The following is a 24577-nucleotide window of genomic DNA, read 5'->3' as shown; positions in this document are numbered from 1 at the left end:
ATTGAAGCGGCACACATGTAGGGTGGATGGCGCTCTTTTCATCCACCATTACGGTGGCGGGACGAAGACATTCTTTCGGCGTGAACTCGCCGCTTTTGTAGCGTGGCAAATAATGGTTCCGCTCTTACAGCGGCTCACTTTTGGCAGACGCCCCAAAAGTAAGCAAAAGGTCTTGCCCCTGGCATCCGGCCCGACTTCGTCGGGTTCCCTCGTTACATCGCTGTTCCAGGGGCACGCCGCGAAGGGCCATCCCTGGCCCATCGCGGCTCTCGCGGCATCCATGCCGCTCAACCCCTTACACAACGACTCCACTCGGCCTCCTGACGGGGGCGTCTGGCGTCGCCTATGAGATTTGTATTTTATAAACAGAGCCAGAGCATTGCGGCTCGGCCGCAATGCTCTGGCTTTAAGCTCTGCTTTGATTGTTGCTTTGCCTTCCACATAACGCTCAGACACCGCGATCCCCGAACCCCGTCAGGAGGCCGAGTGGAGGTGCTGTGGAGAGGGGCGTTTGGCATGGATGCCAAACGAGGAACGATGGGCCAGGGATGGCCCACCGTGACGACCCTCGGAACAGTGCCGGAGCGAGGGGAGTTGAGCGTAGCGAAACCCGGATGTCGGGCGCGCTTTCTCTTTGGTTACTTTCTCTTTCGCGCGAGCAAAGAGAAAGTAACTCGCCGTAAGGGCGAAAACGGTAGAAGAGGGCGACGGAGAAAATAAATCTGTCCCCCTGGATCTGGCGTTGGTCGGCGCAGAGCGTCGAGAGCTACGTCCCACGCGGAACGTGGGAACGATCAAAAAAGGGGGAAAGCAGCGAATCAAGTGACTCGCCGTAAGGCCGAAATCAGTAGTCACAGGTTAATGAACTTGTCCTCTTTTTAAATTTAGATGCTGACTTGTCATGCTTAAGGCAGTCCAATCTGCTCTTTAAGTAATGCATGTGCGGAATTGTAATTATCGCCGCAAATGCTGTTGTCTGTTCTGTAGTTTTTTGTTCCATGTTTCCTTTTCTTGAGAATTATTTTGTCGTTATCTTCTGTCAATAGGTAATCGTTTTTATTCCAATTTTCTAGTTCGTAGCCATTCTCTGTTCTTATCCAGTCTGGCAGCGTTGACTTTGATCTAGATAGGTCGAGAAGGAATTCGCTGGTGTTTTTGTATCTGTTGTCAATTTTTGATGTGGCTGTTTTCAAGGTCTTTTTTATTTTTGCAGGTACATAGAATGGAAAGCTTTCCCAGTCTAGTATTTTTCCGGAGGCTGTTCTTTTTTCTATGCACTTGTCTATGAATAAAGACGCATCGCAAGGGTGGGCAGTTCTTTCTATTTCTCGTAGTTCTTTTATTTCTGCCTTGCTTAGTTGTTTGAGTAAGTCGTTGCTTAATTTTCCTCCAAATAATAAGAAGCCAATCATTCCTGCTTGATATGTGTCAGACGAAAAGTCGAAGTAAGCATTTTCTCCAAATGCTTCGGGTGGCCTGTAAAGTATGCTGTGCTTGGATGCGGGTGCTCGCCCGGTGTCGTCGTTTATTCTTCGTACTGAACCAAAATCAGCTATTACGATAGTGTCGTTGTGAACTAGTAAGTTTTCTGGTTTCAAGTCGCGATGAACAATTTTATTTTTTGAAGAGTGGAGTTCAGATAGCCCGGATAGAAGTTGGCAAAGTAGTTTGTGTGCGAGGCCTAGCGAGATATCGTATCGTGTTAGAAAACTGTGTAGGTCACCATCATTTGCTACTTGCATCATATAGTAGGAGCAGGTTTCCTCAATTTTTCTTGCGTCATACACTTTAAGGATATGGTCGTGATTGATTGCTGAGATAATTGAAGGCTCTTGGTCAATTTCATCTTTTGGGTGGAAGTATATTTTAATGGCCACCTCTTTTCTAAGTACGTTATGTCGTCCTATTAGAATGTATCCGTTTGCGCCAGAGTCGTTGAAATCTGATATCTGAAATTCAGGGAATTTTGCAAGAACCGCTTGCGCTTGCACAGGTAGTTTTAGAATGTCTACCGGCATTTTTATTCTAGTCCTTCGTATGCTATGTCATAAGCCATAGCTAGGTCAGCAGTGGCCGGACGATTGCTCTTTCTTTTTTGCTCTCGACGATTTGTGGCGTTTATTGTGAGCGAATGTACGAAGTCTATGGGCGCAGGCGATATTGCTAAGATTATGCCTTCCAAGATAAAGGTCCCAGCGCCGCCAGCACCATGCCCCGTAGTCGCTCGGCGATTAATTACTATTTTATCTACGCGGTTGTCTGCACAGTACGCTTTTAATGTCTGAGTAAATACCTCTACATCATCTTGTGTCGGATTTTTGGAGAGGCCTAGTTTGTGGAATTTAATAGCGACAGGGGAGTGCGAATCTTTTGTGCCTGTTAGCGTCACTATTCGTGCTTCGTTAGCTTTTAGGTATATTCCAGTTACTACCATGAATAAATTTCCTTATGTTTTAAGCTTAATAAAAAGCCCCGCACTAGGCGGGGCTCTTTATTAAGCTTCAACCCAACATCCATGGCAGGTGTTGGGTGAATCTAGCGTGATTTCAAATTGACATCAATCCCAGCTTAACGCCCCACCCGTCTGATACTCGATCACACGGGTCTCGAAGAAGTTTTTCTCCTTCTTGAGGTCCATGATCTCGCTCATCCATGGGAACGGGTTGGTGGTGCCTGGGTATTCTTCCTTCAGGCCGATCTGGGTCAGGCGGCGGTTGGCGATGAATTTGAGGTAGTCCTCCATCATCGCGGCGTTCATGCCCAGTACGCCGCGCGGCATGGTATCGCGTGCGTATTCGATTTCCAGCTGGGCGCCCTGCAGGATCATCTGGGTCGCCTCGTCCTTCATGGTGGCGTCCCACAGGCTCGGGTTCTCGATCTTGATCTGGTTGATCATGTCGATGCCGAAGTTCAGGTGCATGGACTCGTCACGCAGGATGTACTGGAACTGCTCGGCGGTGCCGGTCATCTTGTTGCGGCGGCCCATGGAGAGGATCTGGGTGAAGCCGCAGTAGAAGAAGATGCCTTCGAGTACGCAGTAGTAGGCGATCAGGTTCTTGAGGAACTGGCGATCGGTTTCCGGGGTGCCGGTTTCGAACTTGGGATCGGAGATCGAGCGGGTGTACTTGAGGCCCCAGGAGGCTTTCTTCGCGACGCTCGGGATCTCGTGGTACATGTTGAAGATTTCGCCTTCATCCATGCCCAGCGATTCGATGCAGTACTGATAGGCGTGGGTGTGGATCGCTTCCTCGAAGGCCTGGCGCAGGATGTACTGGCGGCACTCGGGGTTGGTGATCAGGCGGTACACGGCCAGTACCAAGTTGTTGGCGACCAGGCTGTCGGCGGTGGAGAAGAAGCCCAGGTTGCGCTTGACGATGCGGCGCTCGTCTTCGGTCAGGCCGTCGGCGGACTTCCACAGGGCGATGTCCGCGGTCATGTTCACTTCCTGGGGCATCCAGTGGTTGGCACAACCATCCAGATACTTCTGCCAGGCCCAGTCGTACTTGAAGGGTACGAGCTGGTTGAGGTCGGCGCGGGCGTTGATCATCTGCTTGTCGCCGACTTCCACGCGCGCGGAGCTGCCTTCGAGCTCGTCCAGGCCTTCCTGGATGTCGAGGTCGTTGAGGGCTTGTTTGGCGCGGGCTACGGCAGCGGAGTCGTTGGCGTCGACGGCGCGGGCTTCGAGGGCGGCATTGCCGCCGACCTGGTTGAGTTTCTCCAGGCTCATGTCGGCACCGGCCTGGGCCTGTGCAGCGGTGTTCTTGGCGGGGGAGGCGGCTTCGGTGCCGTCTTCCTTGTCGAATTCATCCCAGCTCAGCATGGTGGGGCTCCTGCTCGAGAGGCCGGCTAAGGGCCAGCCTGTGTGGATAGTGGCTAATCGTCGGTAGCTCGCGGTGCACGCAGAGCGCTACGGCTGATTATCAGAGGCCGGGGTTGTACCCCGGCTCTTGGGTTATTTGCGCCGGCTGCAGGGGCTGCAGCCGGCTGGGCCATTACTGGCAGGCTTCGCAGTCCGGCTCGTCGATGGCGCAAGCCTTCGGAACCGGAGCCGGGCCAGGGGAGGCCTGGGTGGCCGGCGCGGCAGCCGGGGCTGCGCTGAGGCCTTCGTCGCCACCACTGGACACGGCGTTGAGCTTGCCGGTGTTGATGGTGGACTTCTCGGTGCTGGTGGCGGCCAGGGCACGGAGGTAGTAGGTGGTTTTCAGGCCACGGTACCAGGCCATGCGGTAGGTCACGTCGAGCTTCTTGCCCGAAGCGCCAGCGATGTACAGGTTGAGCGATTGCGCCTGGTCGATCCACTTCTGGCGACGGCTGGCAGCATCGACGATCCACTTGGTGTCGACTTCGAAGGCCGTGGCGTACAGGTCTTTCAGGTCTTGCGGGATGCGCTCGATCTGCTGCACGGAGCCGTCGTAGTACTTCAGGTCGTTGACCATGACCGGGTCCCACAGGCCGCGGTTCTTGAGGTCGCGAACCAGGTAGGGGTTGATCACGGTGAATTCGCCGGAGAGGTTCGACTTCACGTAGAGGTTCTGGTACGTCGGCTCGATGGACTGCGACACGCCAATGATGTTGGAGATGGTCGCGGTGGGCGCAATGGCCATGATGTTGGAGTTGCGCACGCCTTTCTTGACGCGCTCGCGCACCGGTGCCCAGTCCAGGGTTTCGTCCAGGTTGACGTCGATGTACTTGGCGCCACGGGCTTCGATGAGGATCTGCTGAGAGTCCAGCGGCAGGATGCCCTTGCTCCACAGCGAACCGTCGAAGGTTTCGTAGGCGCCGCGCTCGTCGGCCAGGTCACAGGAAGCCTGGATGGCGTAGTAGCTGATCGCTTCCATGGAGCGGTCGGCGAATTCCACCGCGGCGTCGGAGCCGTAGGCGATGTGCTGCAGGTACAGGGCGTCCTGGAAGCCCATCAGGCCGAGGCCGACCGGACGGTGCTTGAGGTTGGAGTTACGGGCCTGCGGCACGCTGTAGTAGTTGATGTCGATGACGTTGTCGAGCATGCGCACGGCGGTCTTCACGGTGCGACCGAGCTTGGCGGTGTCCAGCTTGCCGTCGACGATGTGGTTGACCATGTTGATCGAGCCCAGGTTGCAGACCGCGATCTCGTCCTTGTTGGTGTTCAGGGTGATCTCGGTGCACAGGTTGGAGCTGTGGACCACGCCCACGTGCTGCTGCGGGCTGCGCAGGTTGCATGGGTCCTTGAAGGTCAGCCACGGGTGGCCGGTCTCGAACAGCATCGAGAGCATCTTGCGCCACAGGTCCTTGGCCTGGATGGTCTTGTACAGCTTGATCTTGCCGTACTCGATCAGGGCTTCGTAGTACTCGTAGCGCTCTTCGAAAGCCTTGCCGGTCAGGTCGTGCAGGTCCGGCACTTCGCTCGGGCTGAACAGGGTCCACTTGCCGTCTTCGAAGACGCGCTTCATGAACAGGTCCGGAATCCAGTTGGCGGTGTTCATGTCGTGGGTACGACGACGGTCGTCACCGGTGTTCTTGCGCAGCTCGAGGAATTCCTCGATGTCCATGTGCCAGGTTTCCAGGTATGCGCACACGGCGCCCTTGCGCTTGCCGCCCTGGTTGACCGCCACGGCGGTGTCGTTGACCACTTTGAGGAACGGCACGACGCCCTGGGATTTGCCGTTGGTGCCCTTGATGTAGGAGCCCAGCGCGCGCACCGGGGTCCAGTCGTTGCCCAGGCCGCCGGCGAATTTGCTCAGCATGGCGTTGTCGTGGATGGCGCCGTAGATGCCCGACAGGTCGTCCGGCACGGTGGTCAGGTAGCACGACGACAGCTGCGGGCGCAGGGTGCCGGCGTTGAACAGGGTCGGGGTCGACGCCATGTAGTCGAACGAGGAGAGCAGGTTGTAGAACTCGATGGCGCGCTCTTCACGGTTCTTCGGCTCTTCGATGGCCAGGCCCATGGCCACGCGCATGAAGAATACCTGGGGCAGCTCGAAGCGCACGCCATCCTTGTGGATGAAGTAGCGGTCGAACAGGGTTTGCAGGCCCAGGTAGGTGAACTGCTGGTCGCGCTCGTGGTTCAGCGCCTTGCCCAGCTTCTCCAGGTCGTATTCCTTGAGTTTCGGGTCGAGCAGCTCGAATTGCGCGCCGGCTTCGACGTAGGCCGGCAGGGCCTTGGCGTACAGCTCGGCCATCTCGTGGTGAGTGGCGCTGGCGGCGATGTTGAGGAAGCTCAGGGCCTCGGCGCGGATGTTGTCCATCAGCAGGCGGGCGGTGACGTAGCTGTAGTTCGGCTCACGCTCGACCAGGGTACGGGCGGTCATCACCAGGGCGGTGTTGACGTCCTTCTGGTTCACGCCGTCGTACAGGTTCTTCAGGGTTTCTTTCTGGATCAGCGCGCCGTCGACTTCCAGCAGGCCTTCGCAGGCTTCGGAAATGATGGTGTTCAGGCGGCCCATGTCCAGCGGCTCCAGGCTGCCGTCGGCGAGGGTCACGCGGATGCTCGGGTGTGGCTCGGCGATGCCGCTGCCGGCATCGGCGCTCTTGCGCTTGTTGGCCTGGGCTTCGCGGTAGATCACGTAGTCACGGGCGACTTTCTGCTCGCCGGCGCGCATCAGGGCCAGTTCGACCTGGTCCTGGATCTCTTCGATGTGGATGGTGCCGCCGGACGGCATGCGACGCTTGAAGGTCGCGGTGACCTGCTCGGTCAGGCGTGCGACGGTGTCATGGATGCGCGACGAAGCGGCAGCGGTGCCGCCTTCCACTGCGAGGAACGCCTTGGTGATGGCAACGGTGATCTTGTCACCGGTGTAAGGCACCACGGTGCCGTTACGCTTGATCACACGCAGTTGGCCCGGCGCGGTAGCGGCCAGATCCTGAGGGGCGTCGCCCTGAGGCACATTGGCCTGAGGGTTCTCACGAGTGGTGTCGGTGTGCATGAAGGTCTCCATGATCAATGAAATTTTCGGGGCGAAGCGTTGTGTCGTTGATCGACGTGGTACCTGGCGTTCATTCCAATCGACAAAGCCTGCGCCCGCACGAGGCTGGCAGCAGGGTGTTGCAAAAAGGCGGTGATGGACCGGTCGAGGCTCTGCTCGGCGGCGGTCGGTACTGTTCGATGCCGGAACGCTTCATCCCTGGCGTTTACTGGTGCTTCCTGCTGCGTGGGGCCACTAGATGTTGTGGTGGCCGCTACGGGCGCAGCGTCTGGTGTCGCATCGGGCGCTAACGATCGGCTCGTTCGCTGCCACTGTTTCTCGGTTTGCCACGGCCTCTGCAAAAAGGGCTTGAGGCATGGACTTTTTCAGCACATCTGTGCTTGGGGTCTTTCCGGCCAAAACCCAACATATAGGGGTCTGGCGAACTGGGGATACAAGATAGTGCGGTGTGGGCGTCAAGGCAAGCCCTTCGCGCTGTGGATAAATCTGTGGGTTATGGCGGGGTAAGTGGCGCAAATGCCCATGGTTGCTGGCGCTCGCCCGGGCATGGGCATTAATGCCGCAGGTAGATTTTTTTCCGGCTGCGGCGGGGATGCTTCACTGGCTCACACAAACACAACATATGGGATTATTTACTGAACTTTTTAATCAAAGTGCCATCACGTCGTGCGTGCTGGGCTCATAGCGCACGAGCGTGACCGCTGGTCGCTCAGGGCAGGATCAGTGCGCGCTGCTTGAAGGCGCGTTTTTCGCCATCCGGCAGCTCGTTTCGATCAGCGTAGGGCGCTGTGTACCAGCCGCCGTAGGTGGGGTTGGGCAGCAGGAACCAGCGCTGGCCGAACCAGTTCTGGTAGGGCATCGCGGCCTGGCGCTGCGCACTCAGGCGATTGGGCGCGGCGATGAAGTCGCCGTAGCTGTCGCCGACCATCAACAATACCCGCGCGTGTTCGCCGACCCATTGGCGACGGCAGGTCTTGTCCGAGCCCGCTTGCTGGCAACCGCCAATGGCCGTGCCGGCGGTGAGGATCTGCCCGATATCATTGATGGGAAAGCCCGCCTGGCGCAGGTTGCGCAGGGTATCGGCTTCCTGCCCTGGTTCGCGGTTGGTCAGGTAATAGGCGGTGATGCCCAGCCGGTCAGCCGCCTGCATGAAGGCCACCGAGCCGGGCAGGGCGCGGGCCTCGGCCTTCTCGACCCAGCGGTACCACTCGGCGTAGTCGTAGGCGCCGCCATCGACAACGGACTTGGCATTCACCGGCGTGTTGTCGAGCAGGGTTTCGTCGATGTCGACGATCAGCGCCGGTGGCAAGCCATCGAACTCGCGCGGCGCCTGGGCAAGGGCATCCCACTGCGGGTCGGCCAGCGCGGGCTGCAGCTGGCGGGTCGCGGCGGCGTAGATCTGCTGGTAGATCACCTCGTGCTCGATGGAGGTCTGCGTCCACAGCACGGCATCGAGCTGGTCGTGCTCTTTGGGAGCTTGCTGGCAGCCCGTCAGCAGAGCGCTCAGCATGCCAAAAGCCAAAGTAGGTGCTGGGCTACGCATTGAGATGATCCTTGCAGTGGGGCGGCGATGGTTAATGGGCAAAGCCGCCGGCGATCAATTGTGGGAGCGGGCCGTGCCCGCGAAAATCACGGGCATGAACTAGGCGTCCCCGCCCGTTCCCACAGGGTGTGGTGATCAGAAGTTCACCGTGGCGGACAGCCGCGCCGTACGCGGGTCACCCGGGAACAGGTAGCCGTCGCCTTGGTAGGCGCCGGCATCACGCCAGTAGCGTTTGTCGAACAGGTTGTCGACGCTCAGGCGCAGCACGGTCTCATAGCCTTCGATGCGCGTGGTGTAGCGGCTGCCGAGGTTGAACACCGTGTAGTCGCCGACCTTCACCGTGCCGCTGGGGTCGGCGTACTTGCTGGCGCTGTATTGCAGGCCGCCGAGCAGCGACAGGCCCTGGATGCCGGGGATCTGGTAATCGGCGGCCAGGCTGGCGCGCACTTTGGGCACGTTGACCGCCTGGTGGCCTTCGAAGGCCTCGGTGCCGCTGTCGATGGCCCGGGCGCGGATCACCGCGGTGCTGGCCGACAGCTGCAGGTTACGGCTGGCCTGGCCGCTGGCAGAGAGTTCCAGGCCGATATTGCGCTGTTTGCCCTGCTGAATATAGGTGAGCGAGCCGTCGTCGTTCGGGCGGCTGTATTGCAGCGCCTGGTCGATGCGAAACAGCGCAGCGCCCAGGCTCAGGCCCTGCCAGTCACGCTTGAAGCCAGCTTCCAGCTGGCGGGAAGTGGTTGGGGCGAGTATGTCGCCGTCGTTGGTGGTGAACCAGGGCGCTTCGCCGCCCAGAGACAGGCCCTTGCTGTAGCTCAGGTACAGGGTGGTATCGGCCTGGGGCTTGTAGAGCAGGGCGGCGTTGGGCAGGAATTCGCTGCGCCGGGTACGGCGATCACTGACGCCGCTGCTGTAGGCTTGCTCATCCAGGCGCACCTGCCGCCCGCCCAGCAGCACCTGCCAGTGTTCGTCGAAGCTGATGCGGTCGCTGAGGAACAGCCCGTACTGACGGCTGTCCAGGCGCCGTTGCTTGGGGTTGAGCGGCAGGTCGGTCGGGGCGAAGTCGCTTGGGTCTTCGTGGATATTGCCGGTGCCGATCCACTCGTTGACCGAGCTGCGGCGATCCACGGTGCGGCGCAGTGCGCTGCTGCCAAGGGTCAGCTCGTGGTCAATGGTGCCGGTGGTGAAGGCGCCGGATAGAGTTGCCTGCAGCTCGTCATGGCGGCGGGTGTCGTCCGGGCTGCGGTAATCGTAGATGTCGTAGCCACCCTCAGGGCTGAACTGGGTAAGCCAGTCGCTGCATCCCGAGGCAGGGCTACAGCCATAAGGAAAGCTGCTGTAGTCGTCGATCACCACTTCGCTGCGCGAGGCATCGATGGCTGCCTTCCAGTTGTCATCGAAGCGGTATTCGAAACGCCCGCCGAGGTTTAGCGAATCGATGCCCACGGGCTTCGACCAGCTCTGATGGCCCAGGCGCTTGTCCGGGTCGACGCCGCTTGGCACCTGGGTGCCGCCGAGCAGTTGGTAGCCTGCTACGGACGGCTGTTCGCGGGTCTGGTATTCGGCGTCCAGCTGCAGGGTGGCGTCCGGCGAGATATTCCAGTCCAGCGCCAGGGAAATGAAGTCGCGCTTGCCGTCGGCATGTTCGACGAACGAGCGGATGTCCTCGTGAGCCATGTTCAGGCGCACGCCAACCTGCTGCTCGGCGCCGAACCAGTGGCCAAGATCGGCGGCCAGGTAACGCTCGCCGTCCTGATTGCTGGCCACGCTGAGCGAGCGCACGTTCTCGGCACGCTTGGTCACGTAGTTGATCAGCCCGCCCGGCTCGGTCACGCCGCTCTGCAGGCCGGACAACCCCTTGAGCAGCTCGACCTGCTGCTTGTTTTCCAGCGCTACGTTCTGCTCGCCCACCACGCTACGGCCGTTGACCCGGTAGCTGTTGGCGGCATTGAGGGAAAAGCCGCGCACCACGAAGTTCTCGTAGTAGCCGATGGGCGCGTAGGCCTCGCCCACCGAGGCATCGTTCTTCAGCACGTCGCTGAGCAGGCGCGCCTGCTGGTCGTCGATCAATTGCCGGCTGACCACCGAAACGGAAGCAGGTGTGTCGAGCAGTTCGGCGTCAGCGAAGCCGCCCACTGCGGCGCTGCGCGCCCGGTAACCGTCGTCAGCCCGTTCCTCGATGGTGGTGGCATCGAGCACCATGGCCGACTCGGCGGCCCAACAGAAGGTCGGGCTCAGCGCCAGGGCGAGCAGGCTCGGAGCAAAGCGCGGGCAAGGCAGGGCCATGCAAAATCCTTGATTGCAGAGGTGGGCGGTTGGCTATCCGGCGTGCGTGCGATTTATCGGCTGCTCGGCAGTCATCGCTTGGCGGGGCGGCATTGTCGCTTATCGGGGCGGCGGTTGCCATGGTGGATATCAGCGCCGGGCGACCACCGCGAACAGGTGCCAGTGCTTGCTGTTGCCGACGGCGGTTTGCCCCGGGCGATCGATTTCCTGCAGATCGATGATGTGCCACTCCTGAAACAGGCGCTCCACTTCACTGCGGGTATGGATGGTCAGGCCGTCTTTTGCCCAGCTGTCGCGCTCGCCGAAAAAGTGCCCGGCAAACAGCCCGCTCGGTTTGAGCGCTTGCTCGATAAGTTGCCACAAGGCGGCGAACTCACTAGGTGGGCAGAAGGGCAGGGAGAAGCTGGCATTGATCAGCTCGGCCGGCGCCAGCTCGGCATCCTGAAATGAGGTGCATTGGGTTTGCAAGCGTGCTTTGTGATCCGTTGGCACCAATGCGTTCAGGTACTCGAAGGCCAGCGGTTCTGCGTCGATGGCCGTCACCCGCCAGCCGCGACGCAGTAATTCCAGCGTATCGCGACCTGCACCGCAGCCCAGGTCGATGGCGTGAGCCGGAGCTGCCATCCAGTGATCCAGAGCCAGCAGTAATGATGGCATTGCCGGAGCGCCTTTGGTGTTCTCGTAAAAGCGCCTGGGATTCATCAGAACGGCGCCGGACACTCGAAGCGTAGGCGTTCGCCGCTTTGCGGGTGGGTGAGGGTGAGCATGCTGGCGTGCAGGCACAGGCGCGGGTAGGCGGCCAGGGCCTGTTCGTGGGCATAGAGGCCGTCACCGAGCAGTGGATGGCCGATGGACAGCATGTGCACGCGCAGTTGGTGGGAGCGGCCGGTGATCGGTGTCAGCTCGACGCGGGCATGCTCGGCGTGGCGTTCCAGTACGCGCCAGAAGGTCAGGGCATGCTTGCCGTGTTCGTGGCACACCACGTGGCGCGGTTTGGTCGGCGGGTCGTAGCGCAGGGGCAGGTCGATACTGCCGCTGTCGCCCTCGGGCGAGCCCCAGCACAGGGCTGTGTAAGCCTTTTCGGTTTCCCGGTCGTGAAACTGGCGCGACAGCTCGCGGTGGCTGTCGGCGTCACGTGCCAGCACGATCAGCCCCGAGGTTTCCCAGTCCAGGCGATGCACGATGCGCGCCTCGGGGTAGCCGTTTTCCTGCAGGCGGGTAACCAGGCAATCCTTGTTGTCGTCGGCGCGGCCGGGCACCGAGAGCAGCAGGGTGGGCTTGTTGATCACCAGCAGGGCGGCATCCTGATGGACGATTTCGATTTGGCTGAGCGGCATGGGCGTTCTTTGGGTTGGGCGATAAAAGCGAATGGCGGCCATCGGGGCCGCCATTCGTGGAGCTGAGTAACGCAGAGGTCGATGTCTTCTCCGGCATCGCTTGGTGGGTTACGCAGTGCGCTGAGTCTGACTGCGATGCGACTGTCACCACCAGGCGCCGCTAACCCACCCTACGGTACACGGATCAGCGGTCGGGCAGGGTAATGTTCAGTTCCAGAATCGAACAGCTGCCCTGGTTTTCCAGGGCGACCTGCACCTGGTCCGAGTCGATGGCCACGTACTTGCGGATCACCTCGACCAGCTCCTGCTGCAGGGCAGGCAGGTAGTCGGGCTGGGTGCGCTGGCCACGTTCGTGGGCAACGATGATCTGCAGGCGCTCTTTGGCGATGGAGGCTGTGGTTTCCTTCTTGCGCGAACGCAAGAAGTCGAAAATATTCATTCGCGACCTCCGAATAGGCGTTGCAGGAAGCCCTGCTTCTTCACATCAAGGAAACGGTGCGCCACTTCCTTGCCGAGCAGGCGATCCACGGCGTCGCTGTACGCCTGGCCGGCATCGCTCTGGTCATCGAGGATCACCGGCACGCCCTGGTTGGAAGCCTTGAGCACCGCCTGGGATTCGGGGATCACGCCGAGCAGGCGGATGGCGAGGATTTCCTCGACGTCTTCCACGCCGAGCATTTCGCCCTTGGTGACGCGCTCCGGGTTGTAGCGGGTCAGCAGCAGGTGTTCCTTGATCGGCTCGCCACCCTGTTCGGCGCGGCGCGACTTGCTGGCCAAGAGGCCGAGCATGCGGTCCGAGTCACGTACCGAGGAAACTTCCGGGTTGGTGACCACGATGGCTTCGTCGGCGAAGTACATGGCCAGGTGGGCGCCTTTTTCGATACCGGCCGGCGAGTCGCAGACCACGTATTCGAAGTTCTGCGACAGCTCGGCGATGACCTTCTCGACGCCTTCCTGGGTCAGGGCGTCCTTGTCACGGGTCTGGCTGGCGGCCAGCACGTAGAGGTTCTCGAGACGCTTGTCCTTGATCAGGGCCTGGGTGAGGGTGGCTTCGCCGTTGACGACGTTGACGAAGTCGTACACCACGCGGCGTTCGCAGCCCATGATCAGGTCGAGGTTACGCAGGCCGACGTCGAAGTCGACGATGACGGTCTTGTGGCCGCGCAAGGCGAGACCGGTACCGATGGCAGCGCTGGTGGTGGTTTTACCGACGCCACCTTTGCCGGAAGTGACTACGAGGATCTTGGCCAAGGTGATTCACCCTAAAAATGAATAAAAGCAGGAACCTGCCGCGATTGGCGGTCTGTCGAAAGAATCGCTCGGCTGCGGCGTGCGCGGTGCTCGCCAGGGGTGACCGATGATTGTTTTGACAGCCCGCCCAGAGGCGTTCGAGGGCCCTGTGTGACAGTTAAAAGTGCCGGGCAGTATCCGTTAAAGACGGGTGATGTTCAACACGTCGCCCATCAGGCTGACTTGCACGGCCCGGCCCCAGTTCGGGTCGCGGCGCAGGTCTTCGGCAACCTTGTACTGGCCGGCGATGGAGAGCAGTTCGGCGCCCATCTGCTGGCAGAAGATCCGTGCTTGCCGGTTGCCCTTGACGCCGGCCAGCGCCCGGCCACGCATGGGCGCGTAGACATGGATATTGCCGTCGGCGAGAAGTTCCGCACCGGCACTCACCGGGGCCAGCACCACCAGGTCGCAGCCCTGGGCGTAGATCTGTTGGCCGCCGCGCACCGGGGTGGTGATGACGCGGGTCGGCTTGACCTCGGGTTCCACCGGCTTGGACGGCTCGACCGGTTTGGGTGCCGGGTCGATGACCCGCTCGCGGGCACCGGACGGTGGCAGCACCGGCAGGTCCAGGGCATTGGCGGCGGCGATGTCTTCCTCGCGGCTGGCGCGCACGGCCAGGGTGCGCAGGCCGTGCTTGCGGCACAAGGCCATGAGTTCGCCCAGATCGAGATCACCTTCCTCGCGCGGCAGTTTGTCGAGGGCCAGGACCAGCGGTGTGTTGCTGAAGAAGTTCGGCGCCTGGGCGACCTTCTCGGCAAGTTGCGCATCGAGGCGGGCCAGGTCGTTGTGCGCCAGCTCCATCACGGTGATGGCCAGCATGCTGCCTTTGAGCTGGAACACGGGGTCTTGGTCGAGGAGATCAGCTTGGCTCATGGTCTGCCTGATGGGCCTTGGAAAATTAGCGGGACTTATAACGAGAACGGCGGCAGGGCTCAAGGATAAATGTCGCGTCCATTTCCTTCGCCAGGTTTGCACTGACAAGCTGGTGGCCGATTGGTGCCCCGATGGCCCATGCGACTTGGCGGGCTTTTACTTGCGCGTTATGTTGCGCACCTTTTAAAGCAAGCGACCGAGTGCTCCATCGATCCCATGACGGCGACTTCTCTCGTACACATAGCCCAGGCGACGACAGAGGATATCGACGAAGCGATCGGCTTCGTGATGGCCGCCCGCGCCGAGACCTTCCCGATGCTCGACGCCACGCTGCTGCCGGCCGACCTGCAGCGCTTCGCCCAGGTGTACGTGCAGGGCGAGGCGGGCGCCTTCTGGCTGGCGCGCTGCGCCGGGGAGATCGTCGCGGCCGTCGGCTATCTGCCCTACGACCACCGCTTCGCCCAGCTCGATTACCAGGGTGTACGTACGGTGGAAATCGTGCGCCTGTTCGTGGCGCCGGCCTTAAGGCGCTCCGGCCTGGCGGCGAGGCTGTGCAGCGTGCTGCGCGAACATGCCCTCGGCCAGGGTGTCGAGGTGCTTTACCTGCACACCCATCCCTTCCTGCCGGGCGCGATTCGTTTCTGGGAAAGGCAGGGCTTCACGGTCACCGATGCGGAAAACGACCCGGTGTGGCAGACGACGCATATGCACTGCCGGCTGACGGACTTGCGCTAGGGGCTGTTAACACTTCCGCACGACCGCGCCGGAGCCCGTTTTGCCGCAAGGCAAGGCACGAGCCGCGAAGTTTAGCGGGCTAAATGAGCCGGCGAGAAACGCCGCATTGCGGCAAAACGGGCACGGCCCTTCGGGTTGCGCGAGAAATCTCGCCATGCCGGGCGGCAACCCGCGAGGCGGAGGATGCAGGGAGTGGGTCAGCCACCGCCTTTCCTTTTTCAAGTCCTCCAACGACCCAGGGCGAGATTTCTCGCGCAACCCAGGCAGCCCGCCTCGTGCTGGTGAAGCCACGGCACATTCGGGCATCCTACCCGCTTCCTGTTCCGACGAGCCGCTCGTGCCGGGCGGCTCATCGCGAGGTCATCATGAGTACATCCACGTCCACCCCGTCGCACAGCCTTTCCCCGGCGCTGGTGCTGCTGTTCGCCTTCTGCTGCGGCGCCATCGTCGCCAATCTTTATTACGCCCAGCCGATCATCGAACTGATCGCCCCGGCGGTCGGCCTGTCCATGCATCAGGCCAGCCTGATCGTCTCCTTGACGCAGATCGGCTACGCTCTGGGCCTGCTGTTTCTGGTGCCGCTGGCGGATCTGCTGGAGAGCCGGCGGCTGATGCTGCTGACCACCCTGGCGGCCATGGTCTGCCTGCTGGCCGCTGCCTTCTCCAGCGCGCCCGGCGTATTTCTCGGCATGTCGCTGCTGATCGGCCTCAGCTCTGTGTCGGTGCAGATGTTGATTCCGCTCGCCGCGCACCTGGCACCGGAGGCGAGTCGGGGCAGGGTGGTGGGCAACATCATGGCCGGGCTGCTGCTGGGCATTCTCCTGGCAAGGCCGGTGGCCAGCCTGATCGCCGAGTATTTCGGCTGGCGTGCGGTGTACGTCATGGCCGCGGCGCTGATGCTCGGTATCGTGGTGGTGATCGCCACCACCATTCCGCGCCATGCACCGGACAACCGCGGCCATTACGGGCACCTGTTGCTGTCGCTGTTCGGCCTGCTGCGCCGCTACTCGACGCTGCGTCAGCGGGCGTTGTACCAGGGCCTGATGTTCGCCTCGTTCAGCCTGTTCTGGACGGTTGCGCCGATGGAACTGGTGCGCCACTACGGGTTCAGCCAGACCCACGTGGCACTGTTCGCCCTGGTCGGTGCCATCGGCGCCATCGCTGCGCCGATCGCCGGGCGCCTGGCCGATGCCGGGCACACCCGGCGCGCCACCCGAGTGGCGCTGGTGCTGGCACCGCTGGCCTTCGCGCTGACCCTGGCTGGCCCTCTGGGCGGCGTGATCGGTTTGGTGCTGTGCGCCGTGCTGCTGAATTTCGCCGTGCAGCTGAACATGGTGCTCGGCCAGCGCGAAGTCTATGGGCTGGAGCAGAACAGCCGGGCGCGTCTCAACGCGCTGTACATGACCAGCATCTTCATCGGTGGTGCCAGCGGCTCGGCCATCGCCAGCCCGATCTACGAAAGCTTCGGCTGGCAGGGCGCGGCGCTGGCAGGCGCAGCGTTTCCGGCGTTGGCTCTGCTGCTCGCGCTGTGGCACGGGCGGCGCGCTGCGGGTGAACAGGGGCTGGCCGTCGGCAAGTAAGGGGCGAGGGCGGCGCGCCGATCATCAGTTGGAGCGCCGCCAATCTGCCGGGCGCTGAGGAACCCGACCGATCTGCTGCGGTCTTTCAGCAGTCGGCCAAACCGGCGAAAGGCATGGCGTTGCGCCACTTTCGCGCCGGTTACAACAATTCGCCTGGTCGACGTTCGCGCGCTACGTCGCATTGTGTTCCACGCCGAGTGAAGATGGTTTTTATGTCCCTAGCCCGCCCTTTTTCTGCTTCCTTTTCCCTGTCGCCGCTTCGCGCATTGGGGACTTGCGTTCTATCCGGCCTGCTGCTGATCGCCGCGCCGGCCCACGCCCAACAGGCCAGCGACAACGTGCGCTGGGTCAGTGACAGCCTCAACACCTACGTGCGCAGCGGCCCCACCGAGGGCTATCGCATCGTCGGCACCCTGAGCTCCGGCACCCGCGTGCAACTGCTGCGCACCCAGAGCGACTACAGCCAGGTGCGCGGCGAGAACGGCGACGCGGTGTGGATCCCCAACCGCGACCTGCAGGAAGTACCCGGCCAGGCCGAGCGGCTGCCGGCGCTGGAGCAGAAGGTCACCGAGCTGAGCACCGAGCTCAAGGGCATCAACGAAACCTGGGAAACCCGCGTGCAAGGCATGCAGGAGACCCTCGACTCGCGCAAGACCCTGATCGACGAGCTCGAAGCCAGCCGCAGCGCCCTGGACATCGAACTCAACCAGGCTCGCTCGGAGTTGCGCGAAGCCCAGGCCCAGCTGGGCGACGAGCAGAAGCAGGTGCTGATGCGCTACATGGTCTACGGCGGCAGCATCGCCGGCGCCGGCCTGCTGCTCGGGCTGATCCTGCCGACCATGCTGCGCGTGCGCCGCAAGCGTAATGATCAGTGGATCTGAGGCTGTCGGTGATGTTCTTGTGGTTCAGGTGAGGTCGCTGGAAGGCAAAAGCGGCCACTCGAACCAACCTGTGGGAGCCCCGACCTCGGGGCGAAACGATTGCAGCCTGACTGCCTATCGGCGGTGCCTGAGCGAATCGTCGCGAGGTCGCGACTCCCACAGTGGATTGGATAACGACCGCTCCCGCCACGTTGCCGCCACTCCTTGCTCGTGCACTCAAACCTGCTCCATCACGCATTCGCGGAACAGTTTCTGGGGCGGCGACTGCCGTGAGCCGTAGCGGGAAATCAGCACCAGATCGCGATAGAACACCTTGTCGCCAAGGTCGATGATCTGCACCCGGGGCTTGTTTTCGACCCACAGGCCGGCCTCTGGGATCAGCGCGATGCCCAGGCCGCTTTCGACCATCTTGACGATGGCATCCAGCTCGTCCAGCTCCAGCACCTGGCGGGGCTGGATATGTTGCTTGCGCATGAACTGGGTGACCAGGCGGCCGCCGAAGGAGCTGCGGTCGTAGCGTATGAAGGGATGCTCGGCGAGCATCTTCAGAGGATCTTTCGCCTCCATGCCGGTGGGTGCCACCAGCACGAAGGGTTCGCTACGCACCAGCTCGAGTTCCAGCTCCTTGGGTAGCTGGAAGGGCGGGCGGATAGTGATCGCCAGGTCGATTTCGCCGCTGTCCACCTGATTGAGCAGATCCAGCGAGACGCCGGGCACCAGTTTGGTCTCGATGCCGGGTGCCTGTTCGCGCAGCTTCAGCAGCATCGCCGGCATCAGGCAGGATTGAACGGTACCGATGGCGCCGATGCGCAATTCCCCCCGGTAATCCTCGAGCCGCTCGGGAGTGCTCATCAAGCTGAATTGCTCGAGGATCTTTTCTGCCAGCGGTACCGCTCGTGCGCCGGCCTGGTTGAGGGTGGCGGTACGCCCGGTACGGTCGAACAGCGACTGGCCAACGGTATCTTCGAGGTTTCTGATCTGCGCACTGACCGCCGACTGGGTCAGGCCGATCTGCTTGCCGGCAGCGGCGAAGGTGCCGCAGCGGACGACGGTCAGAAAGGTTTTCAGTTCACGAAGCATGGCGCTCTTTCTGCGGTCGATTGATCGAAATTATTTGAGCTCGAATCAAAAGATATCCGCTTTTCTGCGCGGGCGGCAAGTTGCACCATGGGCAACAGAAAAAACACCGCACAGGATGACTTACCGTGAGCCTTTCGCCTTTCCACCTTGCTATTCCCGTCTACGACCTGGCCGCTGCGCGCGCTTTCTATGGTGATGTGTTCGGCCTGCCCGAAGGCCGCTCGTCCGACCATTGGGTCGACTTCGATTTCTACGGCCACCAACTGGTGATCCACGAGCACCCGAAAACCGCGTCCCAGGAATCCGCTCACACCAACGCTGTCGATGGCCACAACGTGCCGGTGCCGCACTTCGGCATCATCCTGCATTGGGAAGAGTGGGAAGCCCTGGCCGACCGCCTGCGCGCCCGTGAAACCCAGTTCGTGATCGAGCCCTACGTGCGCTTCAAGGGGCAGGTCGGCGAGCAGGCCACCATGTTCCTCTTCGACCCGTGCGGCAACGCGCTGGAGTTCAAGGCATTCAAGGACATGAGTCAGCTGTTCGCCAAGTAATGCGCTAACGCAGACCGCCAACACAGAGTGGCGGCTCGACAAAAATGCTTTGCGGCATCTCCCTTCCGTGGGCCTGGCTTGATGAGAATAACAATCGATAATGATCGATTTTATTTGTCAATCCGCTGGCCCTTGGTGGGTGGGTGTATCCGTCGAGCGCTTCATTTCATCTGCCAAAGACGATGAAGACGCCATGGGCCAGCCAGCAACCGTTGATTCCTCCGTTATCCACCAGGCACAGCATGCCTGGCAGATCGTCCCTTGCGGCGATGCCTGCCTGATCATCCAGTTCGCCGCACAGTTCAGCCTTGCGGCCAACCGCCATGCTGCTGCCGTTGCCCGGCAGATCGAGGCGCAGCGCAGCCGGGGTTCGCTCGCGGGCATTACCGATGTCGTGCCGGGCATGGTTTCCATCGGCCTGCATTATCGTGCCGAGCACGTTCACTGCCTGGCCGCAGAGTTGCCGTATCGCAGCCTGACCCGCCAGCTGGAAGCACTGCTCGGCAGCCTGGAACTCGGGGCCGGGGAGACCACTTCGATGGAGATTACCCTGCCGGTGTGCTACGGCGGCGAGCATGGCCCCGACCTCGATGAGGTGGCCCGCGCCTGCGGCCTGACACCCAGTGAAGTGATCGAGCTGCACACCCGCACGCCCATGGACGTGCTGATGCTCGGGTTCGCGCCCGGCCATGCTTATATCGGCGAGTTCGATGCGCGCCTGGCCATACCGCGCCGCAGCACGCCACGCACCCTGGTGGCCAGGGGCAGCATCGGCGTGGCGAACCGCCAGAGCGTCATCTATCCCACGGATTTGCCAGGGGGCTGGAACCTGATCGGCCGTACGCCGCTCAACGTATTCGAGCTCGCCAACGCCTCACCCTGCCTGCTGCAGGCCGGTGACCGGGTGCGTTTCGTCGCAATCGACGCTGAACAGTTCCAGGCTCTGGCCGAGGTGCGCCCATGACGCTTCGTGTACTCAAGCCCGGTCTGGCCTGCACCTTTCAGGACCTGGGTCGCAGTGGTTTTCAGCATCTTGGCGTGCCGGCCAACGGCGTGATGGACGAGAATGCTCATCGCCTGGCTAACCTGCTGGTGGGCAATGGGGCCGAACAGGCCACTCTGGAAATCACCTTGCAGGGCCCGGAGCTGGTCTTTCAGGCCGGTACCGTGATTGCGCTGGCCGGGGCCGATCTGGCCGCGACGCTGGACGGCCAGCCCCTTGAACCGCTACGAGCCGTGCGCGTGCGCTCGGGTGCCGTCCTGGCTTTCGGTAAGCGGGTTCGTGGTGCCCGTGCCTATCTGGCGGTGCGCGATGGCTATCGGCTGCCGACCACACTGGGCAGCACCAGCACCTATGGTCGCGGCGCCTATGGTGGTTTTGCCGGCCGGGCGTTACGCAGTGGCGACGTGATTGGCATCGCTTCCGGCTTCGCCAATCCACCGCGGGTGCTGCTGCCTCGTGAATCGGCCTTGCTGGGGTACGAAGATGGGCCGATCCGCGTTGTCGCCGGTCGCCAGTGGGCGCTCTTAGAGCCCGCCGCCCAGTCGCGTTTCCTGTCCAGCGCCTATCGCATCGAGAACGATTCGGAGCGCATGGGCTATCGCCTCAAGGGCGAGCCCATCGAGCTGATCGAGCCGGCCAACCTGCTGTCGGAGGCGGTCGTTTTCGGCACCGTTCAGGTACCGCCCGATGGCCAGCCGATCGTGTTGATGGCTGATCGGCAGACCACCGGCGGCTACCCGAAAATCGCCAGTGTGATCAGTGTCGACCTGCCGCGCCTGGCGCAGAAGCTGCCCGGTGAGGAAATCCGCTTCGAGCAGGTCAGCCTGGATCGGGCCCAACAACTGAGCCTGGCGCGCAGCGCGTTGTTCGCCGAGCTGGAGGCCGCCCATGCAGATTGATTTCAACAGCGACCTGGGCGAAAGCTTTGGCCTTTACTCGGCCGGCAACGACGCCAACGTGCTGCCTTACATCACCTCGGCGAATATTGCTTGTGGTTTCCATGCCGGCGATGCGCCGACCATGCGCAAGACCGTGGCTCGCGCCAAGGCGCTTGGCGTTGCTGTGGGCGCTCATCCCGGCCTGCCGGATCTGCAGGGTTTCGGTCGCCGGGAAATGCAGCTGTCGATGGACGAAGCCTATGCATTCGTCGTCTATCAGGTCGGTGCGTTGAAGGGCTTCACTGCCGCTGCCGGCGTCGAGCTTCGGCATGTCAAACCCCATGGCGCGCTCTACAACATGGCGGCCCGTGACCGCGAGCTGGCCACGGCGATCTGCCAGGCGATCAGGGATGTCGACGCGACACTGATTCTCTTCGGCCTGGCCAACAGCGAACTGACCCACGCCGGTGAGGCGCTGGGCCTGCAGGTCGCCCACGAAGTATTCGCCGACCGTTCCTACCAGGCGGACGGCACCCTGACTCGCCGGGGCACGCTCGGCGCGATGATCGAAGATCCCGAAGTCGCTACCGCGCAGATATTGACGATGCTCCACGAGGGCAGAGTGCGCAGCCAGCAGGGCACCTGGGTGTCCGTGCGTGCGGACAGCGTCTGTATCCACGGTGATCAGCCTGGCGCGCCGCAATTCGCCCGGGCGATTCGTCAGGCACTGGAGAAACAGGGCGTGCTGCTGCAGGCACCCTGCACGAACAAGCCATGACGCGGCCCGGGTAACAATAACAACGCCGTGTCAGTCACACCCCACGCCCACTGGAGACGGGCCGCGACACCCCTATCACTGCCGGGATTCACCAAACCAATAAAAAGCAAGAGGGCCGTGGCCGCAGCCGCGCTGCGTTACGGACGACAAGAAACAGCCAGCCCGACTGGCCAACACTGCCTCCATAAATCGACATAAAGGTGAGATATGTCTCGCGTGCTCAGTCCTGATTATTCGGGAGCGGCTTCGGCCGCCCCGCAAAAAGCTTCATCGGTCGCCAAACGTGCCGCTACCGCTTCGGCAACGGGTACCGCGGTCGAGTATTACGAGTTCGGTGTGTACGGTTACATGGCCGTGATCATCGGCCCGCTGTTCTTCCCCGGCGACAACCCGACCGCTTCGCTGCTCGCCGCATTGGCGGTGTTCGGCAGCTCGTTTCTGATCCGGCCGCTGGGCGGGGTGTTGCTCGGCCGCCTCGGCGACAGGATCGGCCGGCGCAAGGTGCTGCTCACCACAGTGATCGGCATGGGCATGGCGACGGCAGCGATCGGCTTGCTGCCCACCGCGGCTCAGGTGGGCATCCTCGCGCCGACTCTGCTGGTGCTGATGCGCCTGACCCAGGGCTTCTTCGCGGGTGCCGAAGTAATCGGCGCGGCGGCCTTCGTCGCCGAGTCCTCGCCGACCGGTCGGCGCGGCTTTTTCGGGGCCTTCACCCCGGTTGGCGTCGCGCTGGGAGGCGGCATGGCGGCAATCGTCTGCGCCACCACCACTGGCCTGCTCAGCGATGAGCAGCTGCGTGAGTGGGGCTGGCGCATACCGTTTCTGCTGGCCATTCCGTTGGTGCTGATCTCCTGCAAGATGCGCCACAACGTTGAGGAAACCCCGGAGTTCAAGGCCTTTCTCGAGAAGGAGCAGCCGCCCAAGGCGCCGATCAGGGAAGTGTTGAGCACGCAACTGGGCCCGGTGGGCCGGGTGATTCTGCTCACCTTCGGGCAGAACGCCGGTTACTGGATCGGCCTGGTGTTCATGAACGTCTACCTGACCACTTACCTGGGCTTCGACAAGTCCAAGGTATTCTGGGTGATCGCCTGTATCAGCCTGTGCATGGCGGCGATGATGCCATTCTGGGGCGGGCTTTCCGATCGCCTGGGCCGTCGCAAGGTGTTGACCATCGGCTTTGTCGGCTACATCACCCTGGTCATCCCGATGATGCTGCTGATGGATAGCGGCTCGCTATGGATCGCAGCACTGGCCATGTTCATCGCCACGCTGCCGATGCCGATCATCCAGTCGGTGGGCTACCCGACCTACGCCGAGCAGTTCCCGACCCGGGTGCGCTACACGGCGATGGCGATCAGCTTCAACATCGGCGCGATTCTCGGCGGTGGCCTCACGCCGTATGTGGTGACCTGGATCATCGCCAAGACCGATTTCCTGCTGACCCCTGGCATCTTCATGGCCGGTGCAGCGTTCTGTGCACTGCTGGCATTGCTGACCCTGCGCGAAACCGCACACACGGAGCTGTCACGATGAAACTGGACGCCACCGCTGTGCCGGGCACGCCCCATCAATTGCGCGAAATGATCGCCCGAGGCGAATGGGCGCGTCCCACCTCGGGCGTGCTCGACGACTACCAGCAGGCCAACCTGGCGGTAGTGCCGCGTGCCCATGCCTACGACTTTCTGTTGTTCTGCACGCGCAATCCGAAGAGCTGCCCATTGATCGCCGTTACCGAGCCGGGTAGCCCGTTCGTCGACGGCCGCAATGGGCCCATCGACCTGCGCAGCATGCTGCCGCGTTATCGGGTGTGGAAGGAGGGCGTGCTGGTCGACGAACCCACCGACCTGAGTGGCTATTGGCAGGACGACGCCGTGGGCTTTCTGCTCGGTTGCAGCCATACCTTCGATGCACCGCTGCGCCGCGCCGGCATCCCGGTTTCCGGCGCGGCGCCGGCGGTGTACCGCACGACGCTGCCGTGTCGCGAGGCCGGCGGCCTGTCCGGGCCGCTGGTGGTCAGCATGCGCCCGGTACCGGCCAGCAAGGTGTCGCTGGCCGTGGAGGTGACGGCGCGCTATCCGACCGGTCACGGCGCGCCGGTGCACGTCGGTGACCCGGCCAGGCTGGGCATCACCGACCTCAACACGCCGGACTTCGGCGTGCTGCCGTCGATGGACGACGACAGCGTGCCGGTGTTCTGGGCCTGCGGGGTGACGCCCCAACTGGTGCTGCCTGCCCTGGGCGCGCCTTATGTGTTTTCCCACTATCCCGGGCACATGCTGGTGCTCGACTGGCGCGTCGACGAAATGGCCGCGCGGCTGAACTGAAACCGAGAGGAATCGAGTTGGACATTCAACGCATCGAAAAACTGGCCGAACTGGTCGAGCGCACCGGTCTGGACGAACTCGAAGTTCGCGAAGGCGACTTCCATCTGCGCCTGTCGAACAAGGGCCAATCGCGGGTCGCTGGCGAAGCGCCGCGACGCTCGGCCGAGCAGGCAACGGCTGGCACCCGCGCCAACAAGGCAAGCAGCGGGGGGCGCAACATCTGTGCGCCGATGGTCGGCATCTTCTATCGCAGCGAGTCGCCAGAGGCGCCGCCACTGGTCGAGGTCGGGCAGACGGTCAACAAGGGCGATCTGTTGTGCATCATCGAGGCGATGAAGATGATGAATCACGTCGAGGCCGAGGTGAGCGGCACCATCGCGTCCATCCTGGTCGAGAACGGCCAGCCGGTGGAATACGATCAACCGCTGTTCACCATCGTCTGATGCACGGGGAACCCGTAATGCAGAAGCTGGAAAAAGTTCTGATCGCCAACCGCGGCGAGATCGCCCTGCGCATCCTGCGTGCCTGCAAGGAGCTGG

At 62.0% G+C, this 24577-nt stretch carries 23 protein-coding genes; 11 read left to right on the top strand and 12 right to left on the bottom strand.

The annotated features are described in order from the left end of the window. Positions 1 to 905: 905 nt before the first annotated feature. The 11 genes from BVH06_RS04780 to minC all read right to left on the bottom strand — a co-directional run bounded on the left by BVH06_RS04780 (position 906) and on the right by minC (position 14228). Positions 906 to 2018, bottom strand: coding sequence for a protein kinase family protein (locus BVH06_RS04780; RefSeq protein WP_075933385.1), 1113 nt, complete (start codon positions 2016 to 2018; stop codon positions 906 to 908). Between the two features lie 2 nt (positions 2019 to 2020). Beyond that, the gene (locus BVH06_RS26215) at positions 2021 to 2434 is read right to left on the bottom strand and encodes a DUF3010 family protein (RefSeq protein ID WP_075933384.1); all 414 of its coding nucleotides are present in this window, start codon (positions 2432 to 2434) and stop codon (positions 2021 to 2023) included. 123 nt (positions 2435 to 2557) lie between these two features. Then, positions 2558 to 3820, bottom strand: coding sequence for a ribonucleotide-diphosphate reductase subunit beta (locus BVH06_RS04770; protein WP_075933383.1), 1263 nt, complete (start codon positions 3818 to 3820; stop codon positions 2558 to 2560). 172 nt (positions 3821 to 3992) lie between these two features. Next, positions 3993 to 6902 carry a ribonucleoside-diphosphate reductase subunit alpha gene (locus tag BVH06_RS04765; RefSeq protein ID WP_075929387.1) on the bottom strand — a complete coding sequence of 970 codons (2910 nt, stop codon included), beginning with the start codon at positions 6900 to 6902 and terminating at the stop codon, positions 3993 to 3995. A 709-nt stretch (positions 6903 to 7611) separates the two neighbouring features. After that, entirely contained in the window at positions 7612 to 8412 is an 801-nt protein-coding gene (locus tag BVH06_RS04760) for a 5'-nucleotidase, lipoprotein e(P4) family (protein WP_139315573.1), read from the bottom strand. Between the two features lie 168 nt (positions 8413 to 8580). Continuing rightward, positions 8581 to 10728, bottom strand: a complete 2148-nt coding sequence (locus BVH06_RS04755) for a TonB-dependent siderophore receptor (RefSeq protein ID WP_075933381.1) — start codon at positions 10726 to 10728, stop codon at positions 8581 to 8583. A 129-nt stretch (positions 10729 to 10857) separates the two neighbouring features. After that, entirely contained in the window at positions 10858 to 11385 is a 528-nt protein-coding gene (locus BVH06_RS04750) for a bifunctional 2-polyprenyl-6-hydroxyphenol methylase/3-demethylubiquinol 3-O-methyltransferase UbiG (RefSeq protein WP_256575127.1), read from the bottom strand. Positions 11386 to 11429: 44 nt separating this feature from the next. After that, entirely contained in the window at positions 11430 to 12065 is a 636-nt protein-coding gene (locus BVH06_RS04745) for an RluA family pseudouridine synthase (protein WP_075929384.1), read from the bottom strand. Between the two features lie 184 nt (positions 12066 to 12249). Further along, positions 12250 to 12504, bottom strand: a complete 255-nt coding sequence (gene minE / locus BVH06_RS04740; RefSeq protein WP_013790888.1) for a cell division topological specificity factor MinE — start codon at positions 12502 to 12504, stop codon at positions 12250 to 12252. After that, positions 12501 to 13316, bottom strand: a complete 816-nt coding sequence (gene minD / locus BVH06_RS04735) for a septum site-determining protein MinD (protein WP_013790889.1) — start codon at positions 13314 to 13316, stop codon at positions 12501 to 12503. The genes minE and minD overlap by 4 nt, the downstream gene beginning before the upstream one ends. Positions 13317 to 13496: 180 nt before the next feature. Further along, positions 13497 to 14228 (bottom strand): septum site-determining protein MinC, encoded by a 732-nt coding sequence (gene minC, locus BVH06_RS04730; protein ID WP_075933379.1) that lies wholly within the window; start codon positions 14226 to 14228, stop codon positions 13497 to 13499. A gap of 288 nt (positions 14229 to 14516) precedes the next feature. Here minC and BVH06_RS04720 point away from each other — a divergent pair, with 288 nt between their 5' ends. From BVH06_RS04720 to BVH06_RS04710, 3 genes are all read left to right on the top strand, one after another. Further along, positions 14517 to 14963: a GNAT family N-acetyltransferase gene (locus BVH06_RS04720; RefSeq protein WP_371915265.1), complete on the top strand. Its 447-nt coding sequence runs from the start codon at positions 14517 to 14519 to the stop codon at positions 14961 to 14963. Between the two features lie 365 nt (positions 14964 to 15328). After that, a complete protein-coding gene (locus BVH06_RS04715; protein ID WP_075933376.1) occupies positions 15329 to 16543 on the top strand; it encodes an MFS transporter in 1215 nt (404 codons plus the stop codon). A gap of 212 nt (positions 16544 to 16755) precedes the next feature. Next, the gene (locus BVH06_RS04710) at positions 16756 to 17424 is read left to right on the top strand and encodes a TIGR04211 family SH3 domain-containing protein (protein WP_075933375.1); all 669 of its coding nucleotides are present in this window, start codon (positions 16756 to 16758) and stop codon (positions 17422 to 17424) included. A 216-nt stretch (positions 17425 to 17640) separates the two neighbouring features. Here BVH06_RS04710 and BVH06_RS04705 read toward each other — a convergent pair whose 3' ends face one another. Beyond that, positions 17641 to 18504: a LysR family transcriptional regulator gene (locus BVH06_RS04705; RefSeq protein ID WP_075933374.1), complete on the bottom strand. Its 864-nt coding sequence runs from the start codon at positions 18502 to 18504 to the stop codon at positions 17641 to 17643. Between the two features lie 125 nt (positions 18505 to 18629). On the opposite strand from BVH06_RS04705, the gene BVH06_RS04700 reads away from it, so the two are divergent. The 8 genes from BVH06_RS04700 to BVH06_RS25280 all read left to right on the top strand — a co-directional run. After that, a complete protein-coding gene (locus tag BVH06_RS04700; protein ID WP_075929378.1) occupies positions 18630 to 19055 on the top strand; it encodes a VOC family protein in 426 nt (141 codons plus the stop codon). Positions 19056 to 19248: 193 nt separating this feature from the next. Continuing rightward, a complete protein-coding gene (pxpB, locus tag BVH06_RS04695; RefSeq protein WP_075933373.1) occupies positions 19249 to 20019 on the top strand; it encodes a 5-oxoprolinase subunit PxpB in 771 nt (256 codons plus the stop codon). Next, complete coding sequence (locus BVH06_RS04690; RefSeq protein ID WP_075933372.1) at positions 20016 to 20957, top strand: biotin-dependent carboxyltransferase family protein; 942 nt, start codon at positions 20016 to 20018, stop codon at positions 20955 to 20957. The genes pxpB and BVH06_RS04690 overlap by 4 nt, the downstream gene beginning before the upstream one ends. Further along, positions 20947 to 21714: a LamB/YcsF family protein gene (locus BVH06_RS04685; protein WP_075933371.1), complete on the top strand. Its 768-nt coding sequence runs from the start codon at positions 20947 to 20949 to the stop codon at positions 21712 to 21714. Before BVH06_RS04690 ends, BVH06_RS04685 begins: the two co-directional genes overlap by 11 nt. Before the next feature lie 207 nt (positions 21715 to 21921). Then, entirely contained in the window at positions 21922 to 23247 is a 1326-nt protein-coding gene (locus BVH06_RS04680; RefSeq protein WP_075933370.1) for an MFS transporter, read from the top strand. Beyond that, positions 23244 to 24038, top strand: coding sequence for a D-glutamate cyclase family protein (locus tag BVH06_RS04675; protein ID WP_083651870.1), 795 nt, complete (start codon positions 23244 to 23246; stop codon positions 24036 to 24038). Before BVH06_RS04680 ends, BVH06_RS04675 begins: the two co-directional genes overlap by 4 nt. 17 nt (positions 24039 to 24055) lie before the next feature. Further along, entirely contained in the window at positions 24056 to 24481 is a 426-nt protein-coding gene (accB, locus tag BVH06_RS04670) for an acetyl-CoA carboxylase biotin carboxyl carrier protein (protein ID WP_075933369.1), read from the top strand. A gap of 17 nt (positions 24482 to 24498) precedes the next feature. Further along, positions 24499 to 24577: biotin carboxylase N-terminal domain-containing protein (locus BVH06_RS25280; RefSeq protein WP_139315579.1), on the top strand; the 79-nt coding region annotated here is incomplete at its 3' end.

It is taken from the genome of Pseudomonas sp. PA27(2017) (assembly GCF_001945445.1).
Lineage (GTDB): Bacteria > Pseudomonadota > Gammaproteobacteria > Pseudomonadales > Pseudomonadaceae > Aquipseudomonas.
Note: the sequence above shows the minus strand (reverse complement) of the source record. Positions and strands in the feature narration are given on the sequence as shown.